The organism is Streptomyces sp. NPDC048270, from assembly GCF_040652335.1.
Lineage (GTDB): Bacteria > Actinomycetota > Actinomycetes > Streptomycetales > Streptomycetaceae > Streptomyces.
The window spans coordinates 110298-129019 of sequence record NZ_JBEZLV010000023.1 but is presented as its reverse complement, the minus strand read 5'-3'; the positions used below and the strand labels follow the sequence as shown (position 1 = coordinate 129019).

Below are 18722 nucleotides of genomic sequence, written 5' to 3'. Positions count from 1 at the left end.
GTTTGGGGGTCTGGGGGGCCTTTTTTATTTTTTATTTTGTTTTTGGCCCCCGGGCGGTATCGGGTTGGGGGCGGGGGGGGCCCCGGGGCGGGGGGGGGGGGGGCGGGGGGGGGGGGGCCCCCCCCCGGGCGGCCGCCGCCGTCCGAGCACCGCCTACGGCCTGATGTTCTGGTTGAGGTGGAAGAGGTTGCCCGGATCGTAGGTCCGCTTGACCTCCACCAACCGGTCGTAGTTCCCCTTGTAGTTGGCCCTGATCCGGTCCTGGTCGTCCTCGGCCATGAAGTTGATGTAGCCGCCCTCCTCGGAGTGCGGGGCGGTCGCCTCGTAGTAGTCGCGGACCCACGCGGTGTTGGCCTCGTTGTCGGCGGGGTCGGGCCACATCCCGGCGATGACGGTGGCGAAGTTGGCATCGCGGTAGGCGTAGGCCGTCGCGTCCGAATCGACGCGGTGGCAGGCTCCGTTGACCGGATAGATGTGCACGGTCGAGTTCACGGCGGGCACCCGCGGCCCGTACCGCAGGTGCGCCTCGATCGCCTCGTCGGTCAGCTCGGTCACGAAGTTGGCCTTCCAGTAGTGCTGGAGGCCGGGCGGTACGAGCGCGTCGAAGGCGCTGTTGAGCGCGGGGTACGGCATGGGGCCGACGTGCTCGGCGACCACCGGCGCGATGTCGTGGAAGGGCCGCAGGGCGCGCTCTCCCTCCTCGACGGGCCCGGACCAGCAGGCCACGATCAGGGCGAAGGGCCGGCCGTGGCGGTCCTCCGGGATGAAGGGCAGCGGCGGTGCGATCTGGAAGGCGGGGAAGCCGCCGAGTTGCTCCGGCGCGTCGGCGATGATCTCGCGGAAGGCGCGCAGGACATTGCCGGCGTCGGCCAGTTCGAAGAGCATCGGCCCGCCGTAGATGTCCTTGACGGGGCTGAGGGCGAACTCGAAGGAGGTCACCGCGCCGAAGTTGCCGCTCCCGCCGCGCAGGGCCCAGAAGAGGTCCTGGTTCTCCTCCGCGCTCGCGACGAGCAACTGCCCGTCCGCCGTCACCACATCGGCCGACAGCAGGTTGTCGCAGCTCAGTCCGAGTCCGCGGGCGAGGTAGCCGATGCCGCCGCCGAGGGTGAGACCGCCGACTCCGGTGGTGGAGATGATCCCGCCGGTGGTGGCCAGGCCGAAGGCGTGCGTCGCCGCGTTGAAGTCGCCCCAGGTCGCCCCGCCGTCCGCGCGGGCCGTCCGGGCGCGGGGATCGACGCGGACGGACCGCATCCCGGACAGGTCGGCCACCACGCCGTCGTCGCAGGTTCCGAAACCGGGCACGCTGTGCCCGCCGCCGCGGACGGCCAGATCGAGCCCGTGGTCGCGGGCGAAGTCGACGACGGCCATCACGTCACCGGCGTTGGCGCAGCGCACGACGGCCGCCGGCCTCTTGTCGATCATCGCGTTGTTGACCCTGCGGGCTTCGTCGTAGCCCTCGTCCTGCGGGGCGACGACCGCCCCGCGCACTCGTGTGCGCAAGTCATCGATCGGCTTGCCCATGGCCATCGCTCCTCGTGTGGGTCGTGCCACCGACATTCCGGCACGTTCCACGCTACGCCGGTGCCGCGAAGCCTCAACCCGGCGCCCGGTCGGGGCCCCGCCGGCCGGTGCCCGGCCCTTCCGTCAGCCGTCCTGAGGGGCGACCACGGTGAACGGCGCGCCGTCGGGGTCGGCCAGCACGACCGAGCGGCTGGTGCTCGTGTTCTCCACGGGCGAGACGACGCGGCCGCCGAGCGTGGTGGCGGTTTCCAGGGCCGCCTCCAGGTCGGGGACGCGGAAGTGGACGTGCCAGCGCGGTCGGACCTGCGGATCGGGGGCCTCTTCGAGTGCCCCGCCCACGATGCGCGCCGTGGTGTCGTTCCCGTGGCGCAGGACGACGTGGTCGTGTTCGTAGGAGACCGTGCAGCAGCCGGCCCGCTCGCCGGCCCAGTCGAGGACCTCGCCGTAGAAGACGGCGGCCGCGAAGGCGTCGCGGGTGCGCAGTTCGAGCCAGACGGGGGCGCTGCCCCGGCCGACGGTCCAGTCCGGGATGACCTCGCCCTGCCAGAACCCGAAGACCGCCCCGTCGGGGTCGGAGGCCAGTGCGGCGCGGCCGGTGCCGAAGCCGAGGGGGCCGACCGCCATGGTCGCGCCGCGTTCGACGATCCGCGCCGCGGTGACGTCGGCGTCGTCGACGGCGAAGTACGGGGTCCACGCGGCCGGCAGGACCAGCCGGTGGGCCAGCGCGCCGAGCCCGGCCACCGGAGCGCCTTCGCTGAAGGCGATGGAGAAGCCCTCCCCGAGCCGGGTGGCGCGGAAGTGCCAGCCCATGACGGCGCCGTAGAACCGCTGCGCCGAGGCGAGGTCCCCGGTCATCAGACTGACCCAGCAGGGTGCGCCGAACATCTCGTGACTCGACGTCGACACAGCTGCCCACCTTGTTCGCGATCGCTACGGCCGGGTTCGGCCCACCCTAGCGCCGCGGACCGTCCCCGCTCGAAAGGTGCTAGGGCGTACGGGTGAAGGACCGCCGGTAGGAGCGCGGAGGCACACCGCGGCGGCGTACGAACTGCTCCCGGAGCACGGCCGCACTCGCGAACCCCACGGCGCGGGCGATCTCCTCGACCGACAGGTCGGTGGTCTCCAGCAGCTCCTCGGCGCGGCTCAGCCGCAGCCCGACCAGCCAGGCGTGCGGGGTGGTGCCGGTGGCCGCGGTGAAGCGGCGGGCGAAGGAGCGCTTGCTCATCACGGCACGCCGGGCCAGTTCCGCGACGGGGAGCGGCTCGTGGAGGTGCTCGCGGGCCCAGGCGAGGACTTCGGCGAGGCGGGTGTCCTGGGCGTCCTCGGGAACGGGGGCCGCGAGGTACTGAGCCTGTCCGCCCTCGCGGTGGGAGGGCAGTACGAGGTCGCGTGCGATGGCGTTGGCGGTCGCGGCGCCGTGCTCCCGCCGGACCAGGTGCAGGAAGAGGTCGAAGCCCGCGGCCGCGCCCGCCCCCGTGACGACACGGCCTTCGTCGACGTAGAGGGCGTGGGCGTCGACGGTGACCTCCGGATGGCGGGCGGCCAGCAGCTCGGCGAACCGCCAGTGGGTCGTGGCCCGCCGCCCGTCGAGCAGTCCGGCGGCGGCGAGGGCGTACGTACCGACGCAGTGGGCCGCGACCAGGGCGCCGCGGGCGTGGGCGGCGGACAGCGCCTCCAGCGCGGCCTCGGGCAGGGGTGTGCGGAAGTCCGCCCAGGGGAGGACGACCACCAGATCGGCGACGGCCATCCGCTCCGGTCCGTAGGCGACCGCGAGCGGCACACCGAGGTCGGTGGGAACCGGCCCGGGCCGTTCGGCGCACAGCGCGAAGTCGAAGCGGGGCAGCCCCTCGCGCGGGCCGAACACCTCGGTGACCACGCCGACGGAGAGCATGCCGACACCGGGCGGGGCGTAGGCGGCGACGGAGGTGAAGGGCGGCATGCGGGGAGTCTGGCAGATTTCCCGCGATCACCCGCATGCGGCCGCGGGTGTGCGGCCCGTCCTCCCGGGTGTGCGGCCTACGACCAGTCGGCGGTGGGCGGACAGGCCGCCGAGGTCGCCGAGGTGGGCGGAGTCCGCGGGGCCGCCGGGAAGGCAGACCACGGGGTCGCCCGTCCCGTGGGTGCGGTGGGCGAGCCGGTTGCCGTCGGGTGGGGAGAAGGTGGGCACGGCCGCATCCTGTCAGCCATAACCCGGTTATACAACCGGGTTATGGCGCTCGCCGGGGCGGGTGTATAACCGAGTTGTGGCAGATGGAGAGCAAGAGCCCGGGAACCCGGGCCCCGAGACGCTGACCGAGGAGCAGGCCGAGCGGATGCTCGCCGGCATGAACGAGGTCATCCGCGCGGGCGAGGAGATGCGCAGGCTGCGCACCGAGATGATCCAGGTGTTCGCCGGCCTCGGCTGGACCCAGGACCGGATCGCCCGGCTCACCGACATGAGCCAGCCCGCCGTGTCCAAGCAGGTCGGCAAGTACAAGTCGGACGCACCGTCGCCGCCGATCGCGCTCGCCCTCGGCCAGAACGACCCCCCGTGGCTCGAAGGACGCCTCTGGGGCCTGGCCGAGGAGGTCTCCGAGGCCCTCGACCGCACCGCGCACTGCACCCCCGCCGTCGACGCCCTCGCCCGCGGCCGCAGGCGCTTCACGCCCCGGACCGTCGACGAACTGCGGCGCGGCCTCGAAGAGGACCTGCGGCTGCACCGGGGCCGGCTGCCCGCCGCCCACCAGGCCGCCTACGACGAGATCAGCCGCGCCCTCGACGTCCCGCCCAAGGGGGCCGCCGCCCCCGGCGCCGGATCGCCCTCGGTCCGCCGCGCCCTCGCCCACCGGATCCAGCGCGACCGGCTGCACGGCGGCGCCTGAGCCCGGCAACCGGGGGCGGGCCACCGGCGTCCCCCTTGCGGGGGTGGTGTTCATGGCGGAGACGGAACCGCGGGAGGGGCGGCTCGCCGCGGGCCTGCCCGCTGTCGCGGCAGGGGCCGTGTACGGCTGGGCCCACTGGTGCTTCGCGGGTCCGGCCCCGCCGCCGACCGCCGTCGCCTGGGTGGGCGCGGTGGTCCTGCTCGTGGCCGCCTGCGCCGGGTACGTCGTGGCCGTCGGCGGCAGCGGCAGCGTCTTCGGCGGCCTCCTGCTGGCCGTGGGACTGCTGCTCACCGTGGCGGCCGCGGACCAGACGGCGTCGCGGGCCGAGTCCGCCACCTGCGTGGTGCGCGAGGTCGAGCGCAGGCTCCAGTCCTCCTCGGGCGAGGGCGCGCCGCCCGCGAAGACCGTGTACCGCCTCGCACTGGACTGCCCCGGCGGCTACCCCGACGAACTCAAGGACGACCGGGCCGTCGCCGAAGCCGGGCAGGAGGTCCGGGTCGCCTACGACCCGCGGCGCCGCGCGTCCCCGGCCCTGGAGGGAACGGCCTCGCCGTGGCGGGCCGTGGTGTGGGCCGTGCTCCTCCTCGCCGTCAGCACCGTGATCGCCGGACGGCGGGGCGCGCGGGACCCGGAGCGGCCGGCACCCGACGGGAGACGGCCTCGATGAGCGCGGCCGGGGGGCGCCCCGGCCCACCGCCGGGGCTCGCCCGCGCTCCATTCCCGGTTCACCCGTACCTCCTCCGTCCGCGCCGAGGCCCGCCAGCCGCCACCCGCTGCCCGGCGCCCCGGCGGCGCTCACCAACCCCGTCTGGCTGTCGGCCCGACCCGCGGACCGGTTCCCGTACCCCGACGGCGCGCCGGGCACGGCGCGCCGGGACGGGGGCCGGGCGCGGGTTACCGTCGGCGGCATGGACGGTGATCGCCGCGTCTGGCGCCAGTGCTCGCTCAGCGGGGCGGTGTTCGCCGTGTGCATGGCGGGCACCACGCTGCCGACCCCGCTCTACGGCCTCTACCAGGAGAAGTTCGGCTTCTCCGAGCTGATCGTGACCGTGGTGTACGCCGTGTACGCCTTCGGGGTCATCGGCGTCCTGCTGCTGGCGGGCAACGCCTCGGACGCCGTGGGCCGGCGGCCGGTCCTGCTCTTCGGGCTGGGCTGTGCGGCGGCGAGCGCCGTCTGCTTCCTGTGCGCCACCGGGCTGGGCTGGCTGTACGCGGGGCGGCTGCTGTCGGGGCTGTCCGCGGGCCTGTTCACCGGCGCCGCCACGGTGTACGTGATGGAGCTGGCCCCGGACGGCGGCGCCTCCCGGGCCACGTTCGTGGCGACGGCCGCCAACATGGGCGGCCTGGGCTGCGGCCCGCTGCTCGCCGGCGTGCTCGCGCAGTACGCCGCCTGGCCCCTGTACCTGCCGTTCGCCGTGCACCTCGCCCTGGTGGCCTGCTCGGCGGTGGTCCTGCTGCGGCTCGCGGAGACCGTCCGGGAGCGGCGGCCGCTGCGCACCGTACGGCCGCAGCGGCCCGGCCTGCCCCCGCAGGTCCGGTCGGTGTTCGGGCCGGCGGCGATCGCCTCGTTCGTGGGCTTCGCCCTGTTCGGGGTGTTCACCTCGGTCAGCCCGGCGTTCCTCGCCCAGTCCCTGGACGTGCACAACCACGCCGTCAGCGGGCTGGTCGTCGCGCTGGCCTTCTTCGCCTCGACTGCCGGACAGCTGGTGGTCGGCCGGGTCGGGGTGGCGCGCTCGCTGCCCCTGGGCTGCGCCGGCCTCCTCGCCGGGCTGGCGCTGCTCGCGGGCGCGCTGTACTGGGAACAGCTCGTGCTGGTGGTCCTGAGCGCGCTCGTCGGGGGGACCGGCCAGGGGCTCGCCTTCCGGGGGGCGCTGGCCGGGGTGGCCGCTGCCTCTCCCGCGGACCGGCGCGCGGCGGTGATCTCGACGCTCTTCGTGGTCGCGTACGCCGGCATCTCGGTGCCGGTCATCGGCGTCGGCGTGCTGTCGGGCCCGATGGGCCTGGAGGGCGCGGGCCTGGTGTTCATCGCCTGCATGGCCGTGCTCGTCTCGACCGCGGCCGTCTACCTGCTGCGTCGGCCCGCCGGCCGGACACAGCGGTAGACGGCCCGCGGCCGGGACGGCGCGGGGCCCGGAGTCGACGGCGGTCTCCGGTGCCCGCGCCGCCGCCGGCGGACTACCAGAGCACGGGCAGCCGCTCCGGCAGGCGCTTCATGAAGCGGGTGCGCCAGACGAGTTGGTCGACCGGCACCGCGAGCTGCAGACCGGGCATCTTCTCGACGAGCACTTCAAGGGCGATCTCGGTGTGCCGCTTGCCGAGGGCGGTGGCGGGGCAGTAGTGCTGGCCGCCGCCGAACGACAGGTGGGTGCCCGCGTTCGGCCGGTCGATGTCGACGGTGTGCGGGTCGGGGTAGACCGCCGGGTCGGTGTTGGCGGCTTCGACCAGGACGAGGAGCAGCTCGCCCTTCTTCACCTCGACGTCCCCGAGGGTGAGGTCTTCGAGGGCGAGACGGGGCAGGCCGTCCGCGATCGAGAGGTTGATGCGCAGCAGCTCGTCGACCGCCGCGGGGATCCTGGAGGGGTCCTGGCGGATCTGCTGCCAGACCTCCGGGTGCTGGATGAGCGAGACCAGGGCCATGGTGAGGAAGCCCATGGTGGAGATGACGCCGGCGCCGAAGAGGGTGACTCCGACGGTCGCGAGCATCTCGTCCGTCAGGTGCGCGTAGTCGGGGTCCTCGCGCAGGGCGGCGAGCTCGGCCATCAGACCGGTGACGGCCGGGTCGTCGAGGCGCTCGACCATGTACGCCATGTCCCGGTCCCAGTTGAGCTTGGCTCCGGTGACGGGGCAGGCCGAGTTCATGAACGCGATGTCGAGGCTCGCCGCCAGGCGCGGGGCGTCCTCCCCGGGGATGCCCAGGATGCGGCAGTGGAGCTGCTCGGCGTACGGACTGGCGAACTGGCCGCGCAGGTCGACCGGGGCGCCCGCGGTCAGCATGCCGTCGACGAGGGTGTGGGCCTGCGCCCGCATCCAGTCGGTCAGGCCCTCGGTCTTGGGGTTGATGGCCTTCAGGACGGCCTTGCGCAGCCCCGCGCCGGTGATGTTGCCCATGTTGTTGACGACCTCGGGCGGGATCGTCAGGGCGTACTGGCGCGGCACGCCCGGTGCCGAGGTGTCCTTGAGGCTGAACCGGGGATCCTCCAGGACCTGCTTGCACAGGGGATAGGAGGAGACGAGCCAGGCTTCGTCCCCGGCGATCGTACGGACCCGCTTGACCGGCTCGTCGCGGAGGCGCTCCACCTCCTCGGGGAGCTGGTCGCCGCGTGCGGAGAACGGGAAGTCGAGGAGGGTGTCAGTGGGCATCGGATTCTCCATCGGCGGGGGTGATGACGGCGTGGCCCTGGTTGCGCGAGGCTCGCAGACCCGAACCGCGGGAGTAGAGCAACTCCGCCATCGGCAGCAGCTGGTGGTAGCAGTTGAGGGAGGAGGGCACGCCGAGGATGGCCGGGGTGTCCAGGAAGAGCGGGGCCTCGGCGCAGACGTACTCCAGGCAGACCTCGCGCTGGCGGAGCGTGGCGGTCTTCCCGCCGAGCACCTTCGAGGAGAGGAACGCGTCGACCAGGGCGTTGCAGGTCTCGCGGAACTCCGGGTCGGTGTCCAGGAGGGTGTTCAGGTGGGTGTGCAGCCTGCGGTACGCGGGGATGTCGGTGAGGGACGACATGGGGCGTGCCCGCAGGCGGGTGCCCGTGGGGTCGGCGTCGGCCGCGGCGTTGTTGACCTTCGCGCGGACCCCGCGCAGGTTCTTGACCGCCTTGCGCCGCGCCTCGTCCTCGCCGTAGCCGAGCGCCTCGTACATCTCGGCGACGTGCAGGTCGGTGTAGATGAGGTCGACCTGCCGGAAGTTGCGCATGCCCCAGTGCGCGAGGTCGGTGACCCGCTGCGCCGAGAAATAACTGTTGCCGGGTGAGATGCCTATCACCGCGTGGTCGCCTTCGGTGTGGATCACCTGGCAGTGCGGGGTGAAAGGCCGGACCGTGAAGACTTCTGTGGCTGTCGTCAACAGACGTCGGTTCCTTTGGCCGTCGCGAGTCCCGTGGGGCCCTGTGCCCCGGGTGTGGCGACGACGTGATGGAAGGTACCTGAGCGTGACCGTCCAGTTCCATGTCTTGACTGAGGTAACTCACATGCTGGACACCGGAGTTATCTGGTCCAGACCAAACTCTTGACAGCGGATTTGTTCACTTCTTAAATCACGTAGTGAACTAAGGGCCTGGCATGGTCATGACCGTGTCGTCGGGCCTTCCCCCACACTCCCGGAAGGGAGAGCCATGACCTCCCCGCGCTTACCCCGGCGTCTGCTGCTCTCTGCCGTCTCGCTCCTCGCCCTCGCCTCCCTGTCCACCGGACTGGCCCAGGGGGCGGCCCCGGCTCCCGTGCCGGCCGCCGCCCCGGCCGCATCGGCCGAAGCCGTCACGTTCTCCGACGAGTTCGACGGGCCCGCGGGCTCCGCCGTCGACGGCGGGAAGTGGCAGATCGAGACCGGCGACAACGTCAACAACCACGAGCGGCAGTTCTACACGGCGGGCAGCCGGAACGCTGCCCTTGACGGCCAGGGCCATCTGGTCATCACCGCCCGCCGGGAGAACCCGTCCAACTACCAGTGCTGGTACGGACGGTGCGAGTACACCTCGGCCCGCCTGAACACGGCCGGCCGGTTCACCACGACGTACGGGCGGGTCGAGGCCCGGATGAAGGTACCGCGCGGGCAGGGCATGTGGCCGGCCTTCTGGATGCTGGGCAACGACATCGGCCAGGTGGGCTGGCCCGCCTCGGGTGAGATCGACGTCATGGAGAACGTGGGCTTCGAACCCTCCACGGTCCACGGGACCCTGCACGGCCCCGGGTACTCCGGGTCCGGCGGCATCGGCGCCGGCTACACCCTGCCCGGCGGCCAGGCGTTCGCCGACGCCTTCCACACCTTCGCCGTCGAATGGAGTCCGAACTCCGTCACCTGGTCCGTCGACGGCGCCGTGTACCAGCGGCGCACCCCCGCGGACCTCGGCGGACGCCAGTGGGTCTTCGACAAGCCCTTCTTCCTGATCCTCAACCTCGCGGTCGGCGGCTACTGGCCCGGAGACCCCGACGGCAGCACGGTCTTCCCCGCGCAACTCGTGGTCGACCACGTCCGCGTCACCACCGGCGGCGGCCAGCCGGGCGGCGGCCCGATCACCGGCCTCGGCGGCAAGTGCGTCGACGTGGCCGGAGCCAACAGCGCGAACGCAACCCCCGTACAGCTCTACGACTGCAACGGAACCGCCGCGCAGCAGTGGACCGTCGGCTCCGACGGTACGATCCGCGCGCTCGGCAAGTGCCTGGACGTGGCTTCGGGGGGAACCGCGGACGGCACGCCGGTCCAGCTCTACGACTGCAACGGGACCCCCGCACAGCAGTGGGCCGTCCCGGCGGCCCGCGACATCGTCAACCCGCAGGCGGACAAGTGCCTGGACGCCACCGACGGCAGCTCGGCCAACGGCACCCGGCTGCGGATCCGGACCTGCGCGGGAACCGCCAACCAGAAGTGGACGGTGACCCGATGACCCGCGGCAACGGGCCCTGGCCCACGGCCCTGGCGGCCGCGCTCGCGGCCGCCTCGGCGCTCACCGCCCTCCAGCCCGCGCAGGCGGCCATCCCGCGGGCGCCGGCGCGGACCGCCTCGCCCCAGGCGGCGGCCGCCCTGCCCGCGGGCTGGTCCACGGTGGTGAACGCCGGCAGCGGCAAGTGCCTGGACGCGCGGGCCGCCGCGACCGCGAACGGCACCGCGGTGCAGCAGTACGCCTGCAACAACTCCTCGGCTCAGCAGTGGAGTTTCACGCCGACGGGCGACGGCTTCGTGCGGATCGGCAACCGCGGTGACGCCGGCCAGGTCGTCGACGTCAGCGACACCTCCTCGGCCGACAACGCGGCCGTGCACCTGTGGACGTACGGCGGCGGGGCCAACCAGCAGTGGCAGCCGGTGGACTTGGGCGGCGGCGCCTACCGCTTCGTCAGCCGCCACAGCGGCAAGTGCCTCGACGTGCCCTCCGCCTCCACCGCCGACAGCGTCCAGCTGGTGCAGTACACCTGCAACGGCACCGCGGCCCAACGCTTCCAGGTGGCGCCCGTGAACACCGCACCCGGTGACGTGGACCTCGGTCCGAACGTGGTCGTCTTCGACCCGTCCATGCCCTCGGCCACGATCCAGAGCCGGCTCGACTCGATCTTCCGGCAGCAGGAGACCAACCAGTTCGGCACCGAGCGCTACGCGGTGATGTTCAAGCCGGGCACCTATGGCAACGATGTCAACGTCGGCTTCTACACCCAGGTCCTCGGCCTCGGCCAGTCGCCCGACGCGGTCACCATCAACGGCGCGGTGCACGTGGAGGCGGACTGGTTCCCGCCGCACAACGCCACCCAGAACTTCTGGCGCGGCGCCGAGAACCTCTCCGTCAACCCGGCCGGCGGGACCGACCGGTGGGCGGTGTCCCAGGCCGCGCCCTACCGCCGCATGCACGTCCGCGGGAACCTCGCCCTGGACGACGGAGGCTGGGCCAGCGGCGGGTTCATGGCCGACAGCAAGATCGACGGCCAGGTGCGGTCGGGGACGCAGCAGCAGTGGCTGACCCGCAACTCGCAGCTCGGCGGCTGGACCGGGTCCAACTGGAACATGGTGTTCGTCGGCAGCCAGGGGGTGCCGGGCACCAGCTTCCCGAACCCGCCGTACACCACGGTGAACCAGACCCCGGCCGTCCGCGAGAAGCCCTTCCTGTACGTGGACGCGGCGGGCGCCTACCGGGTGTTCGTGCCGTCGCTGCGGACCGACTCCTCGGGCACGAGCTGGGCGGACGGAAACACCGCGGGCAGCTCGCTCGGGATGGACCAGTTCCACGTGGTCAGGCCCGGAGCCACCGCCGCGCAGATCGACGCGGCTCTGGCGCAGGGCAAGAACCTGCTGGTCACGCCCGGGGTCTACCACCTCGACCGGACCCTGCGGGTGACCCGTCCCGACACCGTCGTCCTGGGGCTCGGCCTGGCCACCTTCATCCCCGACAACGGCGTCACGGCCATGACGGTCGCCGACGTCGACGGGGTGAAGATCGCGGGCGTGCTCTTCGACGCGGGCACCGTCAATGCGCGGACCCTGATGGAGGTCGGCCCGGCCGGCGCCGCCGCCGACCACTCGGCCAACCCGACCTCCCTGCACGACGTCTTCTTCCGGGTCGGCGGAGCCGCCGTGGGCAGGGCGACGACCAGCCTCGTCGTCAACAGCGACCACGTCATCGGCGACCACATGTGGATCTGGCGCGGCGACCACGGCAGCGGCATCGGCTGGAACGCCAACACGGCCGACACCGGACTCGTGGTCAACGGCGACGGAGTGACCATGTACGGCCTGTTCGTCGAGCACTACCAGAAGCACCAGACCGTCTGGAACGGCAACGGCGGGCGGACCTACTTCTACCAGAACGAGATGCCCTACGACCCGCCGAACCAGGCCGCCTGGATGAACGGCTCCACCCAGGGCTACGCGGCGTACAAGGTGGCCGACCACGTGACCAGCCACCAGGCCTACGGGCTCGGCAGCTACTGCTTCTTCAACGTGGACCGGAGCGTGACCGCCGAACGCGCGTTCGAAGCCCCGAACCGCCCGAACGTCCGCTTCCAGAGCATGGTGACCGTCTCGCTCGGCGGGACCGGCACGATCCGGCACGTCATCAACGACCGGGGCGGCCCCTCGAACGCGTCCACCAACGTGGCCAACCTGGGCAGCTACCCCTGAGGGTCCCGGGGCAGGCCCCGGGCCCCGGGCCCTGCCCCGGACTCGTGATGTGATCAGCGAACCAGCCAAATATGATGAATGTGGTCATTTGTGTCGGAAACCAAAGCGGACGACGTCGAAGCGGTCCAGGAAGTGGTCCATGAGCCCCCATAGGTCCATGCGGTCGGCGACCGCGGAAGACTTGCTGACCAGGCTCGGACGGCTCACCGCCCAGGCGCGGGAGGGGGCGGAGCTCCAGCAGGCCCGGGTGGAGCTGGCCGAAGCACTGCAGCGGGAGATCCTTCCGGCGTCCCTTCCCGGCGTGCCGGGCCTGCGCACCGCGGCCCGCTACGCACCGGCCCGCCACGGCCTGAGCATCGGCGGCGACTGGTACGACGGCTTCCTGCTCCCGGGCGGCGCACTCGGCTTCTCCATAGGCGACGTGGAGGGCCACGACGTCGAGGCCGCCGCCTTCATGGGGCAGGTCCGCATCGCCGTACGCGCCGTCGCCGCGTCCGCCGCCGACCCGGGCGAGGTGCTCAGCCGGGCCAACGACCTGCTGCTCTCCGTGGACTGCGATCTCTTCGCGACCTGCACCTTCCTCCGCTTCGACCCGGTCGCGTGGGAGGTCCAGAGCGCGCGCGCCGGCCACGTGCCGGGGATCTGGGCCACGACCGACGGGGAGCACGGCATCGTCCGGGACGAGGGCGGCCTGCCCCTGGGCATGCTGCCGGGCTCGCAGTACCCCGTCACCCGCCGCCGGCTCGCGGCCGCCGGTGCGTTCGTCCTGGTCACCGACGGGGTCGTCGAGGGTCCGTCCTTCCCGATCGACGCGGGTCTGGAGAGGGTGGCCGAGGTGGTCCGGGCGCACGCGGACGCGGAACCCGGCGAGCTCGCCGCCGCCGTGATGAAGGTCGCCGACTCCACCGGCCACCAGGACGACGCCGCGGTACTCGTGCTCCGCCATGAGGCCGTCCGGGGCGCAACCGCATGACGCGGAGGGCGCAGTAGCGCGTGTCATGCTCCGAGCGCGAGTGCGGGCTGTTGTCTGATGAAGTGATGCGCACCGAGGGCTTCCGACGTCTGGGCATGACGGTGCTCCGGATCCTGGTCGTCGCCGCCGCCTACTTCGCGGGCGGGCGCATCGGCCTCCTCCAGCAGGTGGTGATCCAGGGCGCGGTCGTCACCCCGCTGTGGCCGCCCACCGGCATCGCCCTCGCCTGCCTGCTGTGGCAGGGGCTCCGCGTCTGGCCCGGCATCGCACTCGGTGCCTGCCTGGTCATCGTCTCGATCAGCGGCTCGATCGACCCCGTCGGGTTCGGGATCGCCGCGGGCAACACCCTCGCTCCCGTGGGCGCCTTCCTGATGCTCCGCCGCGTCCGCTTCCGCGTCACCCTGGATCGGCTCCGAGACGGTGTGGCGCTGGTCTTCCTGGGCGGGCTGGGGCCGATGCTGATCAGCTCCACCGTCGGAGCCGGGCTGCTCCTGCTCACCGGCAGCATGCCGCAGAGCGGATTCTGGATCGTGTGGTGGACGTGGTGGGCGGGCGACGCCATGGGCGTCCTCGTCATCACACCGCTCCTCCTGGTGCTGCGCATGGCCCGGCCGCCCTCGGACGCCTACCGGTGGGCGGAGGCGGCCGCCCTGCTGGCCGCGGCCTTCGCCGTCACCCTCCTGGCGACCAGGAGCGACCTCGCGCTGCTCTTCCTCGTCTTCCCGCTCCTGGTCTGGGCGGCCCTGCGCTTCCAACTGGAGGGCAGCGCCCCGTGCATGCTGCTCGTCTCCGCCATGGCGAACTCGGCGGCGATCGACCAGGCCGGCCCCTTCGACCGCCACACGCTCGTCGAGGCCATGGTCAACCTCCAGGCGCTCAACGGCTCCGCGGCGCTGACCTCACTGCTGCTGTCGGCGGTCGTCACCGAACAGAACATCGTCCGCGCCAGGATCGAGCAGGCGTGCCAGGACCTCGCCGAGGTGGTGGAGCGGCTCGCGCCGGGGAAGGCGGCGTCCGGCTGGCCGCCGCGGGAGGAGGACGGCGTCGAGACGCGGGGCGGATAGCCCGGGGCCGAGGCGATTACGCTGGCGGAGCCGGCACACGTGAACGAAGGACGCATATGGCTCGCCCCTACCACCCCGGACCGAAGCAGTTCGTCTTCGCTGTCGGCGACGGCAACGACCAACGGGTCTCCGTGGCCGACGCCCAGGAAGCCTACGTGGCGTTCTCCGCGTTCCTCCGTGACCGGGATGCCGACACCTACACCATCAACGATGAACCGTCGGGGCAGAGTCTGGTACTCATGCCCGGGCAGGGTGTGATCTCCCGGACCAGGGATGCGGACCGACCCCGGTCGCAATACCTCCGGATCGACCGGCCCCATGGCTACCTTCCGAGCGCGATGCTGTTCTTCGAGAACGGACATGCCGGCCTCGACCGCTTCGGCCAGTGGTTCTCGGACCTCGCCGACCTCGACGCGCCACCGGAGACGCGCGGTGCCGCCCGCGCCGCCACGATCACGACGGAAGCAGCGGCCATCGAAGAGGTCGCTCGGATCTGGGCGGATTCGGGCTACGTGGACCCGAGCGACCAGTACTACGTCTTCTTCGACTCGCAGGAGGTCGACGAGGACCGGGCCGAACGAGCCGCACTGCTCAAGTTGATCGAGTTCCTCGGCATCGAACGAGTCGACGCCCCGGAGGGGGCCGCCGGGGGCGAAGTCTGGGCGCGCACCGACCCACGCCTCGACGCCGAGATCGAACTGTGGTCGTGAACAGGTGGTAGGGGGTTGGGCCGCACCACGGCCGTGATGCCGGCCGGTGCCGTCCCGGGGGGACGGGGTGCGACCGGCCGGCCCGGGCCCTGGCACCAGGCGTGCCCGGGGCAGTTCAATGGAGCACGTGCACACCGGCTGACCGGGGGGACGCGGATGGCAGTGAGTCGTGACAGGGACGGCCGTGGCGGACGCATCGTCACCTTCTACTCGTACACGGGCGGCACCGGCCGCACCATGGCGCTGGCCAACACCGCCTGGATCCTCGCCGCGAACGGCAAACGGGTCCTCGCCGTGGACTGGGACCTGGAGGCGCCCGGACTGCACCGCTTCCTCCACCCCTTCCTGGCTCCCGCCGCCCTTGGGGCCGGCACCGGGGTCATCGACCTGATCAGCGAGTACGCCTGGGCCGCGACCAGCCCGGTGCGGCGCACCGCCGACTGGCACGAGGACTACGCGCGCGTGCAGCCGCATGCCGTCCCGCTCGCTCCCGACGCCATGGGAGGGCAGTTCCCGTACGGCGGCGCCCTCGACTTCCTCCCGGCGGGCCGGCAGAACCGCGAGTACGCCGCGACCGTCACCACCTTCGACTGGGACCACTTCTACGACCGGCTCGGCGGCGGCCTCTTCTTCGACGCCCTGCGGGCCGACATGAAGCGGAACTACGACTACGTCCTGATCGACAGCCGCACCGGCCTGTCCGACGCCGCGGAGATCTGCACCGTCCACCTCCCGGACGTCCTCGTCGCCTGCTTCACCCTCTCCGACCAGTCCATCGAAGGCGCGGCCGCCGTCGCCCGGCAGATCGACGAACGCTTCCACGACCGCGGCATCACCCTCCACCCCGTCCCGATGCGCGTCGACGAGAGCGATCCGGACCGGGCCGACGCGGGCCGCGCCCGGGCCCGGACCGTGTTCGACGGCCTGCCCCACGCGCCGGCGGGGGACGAGCCCACCTCCTCCTGGCCCGCCGTGGAGATCCCCTACCGCTCCGCCTACGCCTACGAGGAGACCCTGGCCGCCTTCGGCGACGAGGCCGGGCGCACCGGCTCCCTGCTCTCCGCGTTCGAACGGCTCACGGCCGTGATCACCGACGGCGCCGTCACCTCCCTGCCCGCCGTCGACGAGCGGACCCGCCGCGGGATCCAGGACGCCTTCACCCGCACCCCGGCACCCACGGCCGCCCTGCCGCGGTCGGTGGAGCGGCCGACGGAGCTCGCGGAGGCCAGGGCGGACAGCTCCGGGACCGGCCCCCGCCTTCCCGGCAGCGTCCCGAGGATCTGGAACGCGCCGCCCCGCAATCCCGGGTTCACCGGCCGCGCCACCGTGCTGGAGCGGCTGCGCGAGCGGCTCGGCGGCGGCATGGCCGTGGTGCTGCCGCAGCCCCAGACCCTGTTCGGGCTCGGCGGCGTCGGCAAGACCCAGGTGGCGCTCGAGTACGCGCACCGGTTCACGGCCGACTACGACCTGGTGTGGTGGATCTCCGCGGAGCAGACCGAGGACGTGGTCGCGGGCCTCGCCGAGCTGGCCGCACGCCTCGGCGTGCAGACCGGGCAGGACATGGCGGCCGCCGCGCAGGAGGCGGTCGACCTCCTGCGGCGCGGGGTGCCCTCCTCGCGCTGGCTGCTGGTCTTCGACAACGCGGACGATCCCGAGACGCTCCACCGGTTCCTGCCGCCGGGCGGCCCGGGCCACGTGCTGGTGACCTCCCGCAACCAGTCCTGGTCGCAGTACGCGGCGGCCCTCCCGGTGGACGTGTACCTGCGCGAGGAGTCCGTCGAGCACCTCCAGCGCCGGGCCCCCGGGCTCGGCAAGGACGACGCCGAGCAGGTGGCGGTGGCGGTGGGCGACCTGCCGCTGGCCGTCGAGCAGGCAGGGTCCTGGATCGCGGAGACCGCCACCCCGGCGGCCGCCTACGTCGAGCAGCTGGCCGAGCAGGCCGCGAGCGTACTGGCCCTGAACCAGCCGCCCGGCTATCCGGAGCCGGTGGCCGCCACCTGGAACATCTCCATCGAACGGCTGCGGTCCCGCTCCCCGGCCGCGGCCCGGCTGCTCCAGCTGTGCGCCTTCCTCGCCCCCGAGCCGATCTCCGCGAACCTGCTCTACGGCAAGGAGATGACCGACGCCCTCGCGCCGTACGACTCCTCGCTGCGGGAGCATCCGGGGCTCGGCCGGGTGCTTCGGGAGATCGGCCGGTTCGGGCTGGCCCGAATCGACCAGGCCGACGACAGCATCCAGGTGCACCGGCTGGTCCAGGCGGTGATCCGGGCCCGGCTGACCGAGGAGGAGCAGCGGGAGGCCCGGCACGCCGTCCACCGGATCCTGGCCGGCGCCCGGCCGGACGAAGACGAGCCGATCGACAACCCGGAGACCTGGCCGCTGTTCCACGCGATCTGGCCGCACCTGGCCCCGTCCGAGGCCCGGTACTGCAAGGACCCGCAGACCCGCAGGCTGCTCCTCGACCGGGTCCGCTACCTGTGGAAGCGCGGCGACTCCAAGGCCGCCCACCAGCTCGGCGAAGAACTGCTCGAAGCCTGGAGGGAGATACCGGGCAGCGGCGACCCGCAGTACCTGCACCTGCGCTTCCACCTGTCGAACATCCTGCGTTCGCAAGGGCGCTTGGCGGAGGCGAAGGAGATGGACGAGGTCACCCTGGAGCGCCGGCGGGCCGTGCTGGGCCCCTCGCACCCGGACACCTACACGACCATGAGCGGTCTCGCCCACACCCTGGGCGCGCTCGGCCGGTACGCGCAGGCGGTGGAGCTGGCGACCGACGCCCACCAGGGCTTCGGCCGCATCCTCCCCGAGGCGCACCCGCGCACCCTGGCCGCCGCGAACGACCTGGCGCTGAACCTGCGCGCGGTCGGGCAGTACGCGCGGGCCCGGGAGATCGACCAGGAGGTCTTCGACCTGCGCACGCAGATGCTGGGCCCGGACCACCCGTACACCCTGTCCTCCGCGCGGCACCTCGCCCGCGACCTGCGCGAGGCGGGCCGCTACGAGGACTCGGTGCAGCTGCTCAGCCGGACCTACGAGAGCTACAAGCGCACCCGGGGCAAGGCCTGCCCCGGCACCCTGTCGGCCGCGAAGAGCCTCGCGGTGTCGCTGCGCCGCGCGGGATGGCTGGAGGACGCGCTGCGGCTGACCACGGCCACCCGGGACCGCTACCGGGCCGCCCGCACCCCGGCCGGCCCGGACCTGCTGGCCTGTGAACTCAACCTGGCGGCCGACCTGTTCGCGACCGGAGACCCGGGCGGGGCGCTGGACCTGGCGCAGGAGGTGGTCGACGCGTTCGCGAGGGCGCCGGGCGAGCGCCACCCGTACACCCTGGCCGCCGTCAACAACCTCGCGGTCTTCCACTGCGGCACGGGGGACGCGGGCACGGCGGAGCTCCTGCTCCGCCAGACCGTCCGCACCCTGCGCGACGTGCTGGGCGACGACCACCCGCACCGCCTCGTCGCCCAGCTCAACCTGGCCAACGCCCTGGCCGGCCTCGGCGATCCGGAGGGCGCCCTGGAGCTGGACCGGCGGGCCGTGACGCGGCTGCGCGAGACGCTCGGGGCCCACCACCCGGAGACCCTGGCTGCCGCATCCAACCTGGCGGTCAGCCTGGACGGGACGGGCCGCACCGAGGAGGCGGCCCGGCTGCGGGCCGAGTCCGTCGCCGAACTGGCGCGACTGCTCGGCGAGGACCACGGCCTGACCCGCGCGGCCCGGGGCGAACGCAGGATCCACCGCGACCTGGAGCCCGTGGTCGTGTGACCCCCCGCTACGCTGCCG

The 18722-nt window shown here is 72.8% G+C and carries 14 protein-coding genes and 1 pseudogene; 9 read left to right on the top strand and 6 right to left on the bottom strand.

Features of this window, described 5'->3' with window-relative positions:
- Positions 1-153: 153 nt before the first annotated feature.
- The 4 genes and pseudogenes from AB0D66_RS21635 to AB0D66_RS21620 all read right to left on the bottom strand — a co-directional run.
- The gene (locus AB0D66_RS21635; RefSeq protein WP_362305733.1) at positions 154-1521 is read right to left on the bottom strand and encodes an FAD-binding oxidoreductase; all 1368 of its coding nucleotides are present in this window, start codon (positions 1519-1521) and stop codon (positions 154-156) included.
- A gap of 123 nt (positions 1522-1644) precedes the next feature.
- Positions 1645-2376, bottom strand: a complete 732-nt coding sequence (locus AB0D66_RS21630; RefSeq protein WP_362305757.1) for a VOC family protein — start codon at positions 2374-2376, stop codon at positions 1645-1647.
- 130 nt (positions 2377-2506) lie between these two features.
- The gene (locus AB0D66_RS21625; protein WP_362305730.1) at positions 2507-3460 is read right to left on the bottom strand and encodes a helix-turn-helix domain-containing protein; all 954 of its coding nucleotides are present in this window, start codon (positions 3458-3460) and stop codon (positions 2507-2509) included.
- Between the two features lie 78 nt (positions 3461-3538).
- Positions 3539-3688: pseudogene (locus AB0D66_RS21620) on the bottom strand (alpha/beta hydrolase); the annotation flags it as partial.
- Positions 3689-3764: 76 nt separating this feature from the next.
- Between AB0D66_RS21620 and AB0D66_RS21615 the strand changes: the two are divergent.
- The 3 genes from AB0D66_RS21615 to AB0D66_RS21605 all read left to right on the top strand — a co-directional run bounded on the left by AB0D66_RS21615 (position 3765) and on the right by AB0D66_RS21605 (position 6484).
- Positions 3765-4382, top strand: a complete 618-nt coding sequence (locus AB0D66_RS21615) for a sigma-70 family RNA polymerase sigma factor (RefSeq protein WP_362305727.1) — start codon at positions 3765-3767, stop codon at positions 4380-4382.
- Between the two features lie 52 nt (positions 4383-4434).
- Entirely contained in the window at positions 4435-5049 is a 615-nt protein-coding gene (locus AB0D66_RS21610) for a DUF3592 domain-containing protein (RefSeq protein ID WP_362305725.1), read from the top strand.
- A 241-nt stretch (positions 5050-5290) separates the two neighbouring features.
- Complete coding sequence (locus AB0D66_RS21605; protein ID WP_362305722.1) at positions 5291-6484, top strand: MFS transporter; 1194 nt, start codon at positions 5291-5293, stop codon at positions 6482-6484.
- Between the two features lie 73 nt (positions 6485-6557).
- Here AB0D66_RS21605 and AB0D66_RS21600 read toward each other — a convergent pair whose 3' ends face one another.
- Together AB0D66_RS21600 and AB0D66_RS21595 are read right to left on the bottom strand one after the other, a co-directional pair.
- Entirely contained in the window at positions 6558-7742 is a 1185-nt protein-coding gene (locus AB0D66_RS21600) for a cytochrome P450 (RefSeq protein WP_362305719.1), read from the bottom strand.
- Positions 7732-8439, bottom strand: a complete 708-nt coding sequence (locus AB0D66_RS21595) for a tRNA-dependent cyclodipeptide synthase (RefSeq protein ID WP_362305716.1) — start codon at positions 8437-8439, stop codon at positions 7732-7734. The genes AB0D66_RS21600 and AB0D66_RS21595 overlap by 11 nt, the downstream gene beginning before the upstream one ends.
- 268 nt (positions 8440-8707) lie before the next feature.
- On the opposite strand from AB0D66_RS21595, the gene AB0D66_RS21590 reads away from it, so the two are divergent.
- The 6 genes from AB0D66_RS21590 to fxsT all read left to right on the top strand — a co-directional run bounded on the left by AB0D66_RS21590 (position 8708) and on the right by fxsT (position 18704).
- Positions 8708-9976 carry a family 16 glycosylhydrolase gene (locus AB0D66_RS21590; protein ID WP_362305714.1) on the top strand — a complete coding sequence of 423 codons (1269 nt, stop codon included), beginning with the start codon at positions 8708-8710 and terminating at the stop codon, positions 9974-9976.
- Entirely contained in the window at positions 9973-12195 is a 2223-nt protein-coding gene (locus tag AB0D66_RS21585) for an RICIN domain-containing protein (RefSeq protein ID WP_362305711.1), read from the top strand. Before AB0D66_RS21590 ends, AB0D66_RS21585 begins: the two co-directional genes overlap by 4 nt.
- A 139-nt stretch (positions 12196-12334) precedes the next feature.
- Complete coding sequence (locus AB0D66_RS21580) at positions 12335-13168, top strand: PP2C family protein-serine/threonine phosphatase (protein ID WP_362305708.1); 834 nt, start codon at positions 12335-12337, stop codon at positions 13166-13168.
- Between the two features lie 65 nt (positions 13169-13233).
- Complete coding sequence (locus AB0D66_RS21575; RefSeq protein ID WP_362305705.1) at positions 13234-14232, top strand: MASE1 domain-containing protein; 999 nt, start codon at positions 13234-13236, stop codon at positions 14230-14232.
- Between the two features lie 56 nt (positions 14233-14288).
- Positions 14289-14942, top strand: coding sequence for a hypothetical protein (locus AB0D66_RS21570; RefSeq protein ID WP_362305702.1), 654 nt, complete (start codon positions 14289-14291; stop codon positions 14940-14942).
- A gap of 156 nt (positions 14943-15098) precedes the next feature.
- Positions 15099-18704 (top strand): FxSxx-COOH system tetratricopeptide repeat protein, encoded by a 3606-nt coding sequence (gene fxsT, locus AB0D66_RS21565; RefSeq protein ID WP_362305699.1) that lies wholly within the window; start codon positions 15099-15101, stop codon positions 18702-18704.
- The last annotated feature ends 18 nt before the right edge of the window (positions 18705-18722 follow it).

Excerpts from the sequence above, each read along its gene's own strand:
- AB0D66_RS21635 (WP_362305733.1), bottom strand. The coding sequence starts at position 1,521 with ATGGGCAAGCCGATCGATGACTTGCGCACACGAGTGCGCGGGGCGGTC.
- AB0D66_RS21630 (WP_362305757.1), bottom strand. The coding sequence starts at position 2,376 with ATGACCGGGGACCTCGCCTCGGCGCAGCGGTTCTACGGCGCCGTCATG.
- AB0D66_RS21625 (WP_362305730.1), bottom strand. The coding sequence starts at position 3,460 with ATGCCGCCCTTCACCTCCGTCGCCGCCTACGCCCCGCCCGGTGTCGGC.
- AB0D66_RS21610 (WP_362305725.1), top strand. The coding sequence starts at position 4,435 with ATGGCGGAGACGGAACCGCGGGAGGGGCGGCTCGCCGCGGGCCTGCCC.
- AB0D66_RS21605 (WP_362305722.1), top strand. The coding sequence starts at position 5,291 with ATGGACGGTGATCGCCGCGTCTGGCGCCAGTGCTCGCTCAGCGGGGCG.
- AB0D66_RS21600 (WP_362305719.1), bottom strand. The coding sequence starts at position 7,742 with ATGCCCACTGACACCCTCCTCGACTTCCCGTTCTCCGCACGCGGCGAC.
- AB0D66_RS21590 (WP_362305714.1), top strand. The coding sequence starts at position 8,708 with ATGACCTCCCCGCGCTTACCCCGGCGTCTGCTGCTCTCTGCCGTCTCG.
- AB0D66_RS21585 (WP_362305711.1), top strand. The coding sequence starts at position 9,973 with ATGACCCGCGGCAACGGGCCCTGGCCCACGGCCCTGGCGGCCGCGCTC.
- AB0D66_RS21580 (WP_362305708.1), top strand. The coding sequence starts at position 12,335 with ATGAGCCCCCATAGGTCCATGCGGTCGGCGACCGCGGAAGACTTGCTG.
- AB0D66_RS21575 (WP_362305705.1), top strand. The coding sequence starts at position 13,234 with ATGCGCACCGAGGGCTTCCGACGTCTGGGCATGACGGTGCTCCGGATC.
- AB0D66_RS21570 (WP_362305702.1), top strand. The coding sequence starts at position 14,289 with ATGGCTCGCCCCTACCACCCCGGACCGAAGCAGTTCGTCTTCGCTGTC.
- fxsT (WP_362305699.1), top strand. The coding sequence starts at position 15,099 with ATGGCAGTGAGTCGTGACAGGGACGGCCGTGGCGGACGCATCGTCACC.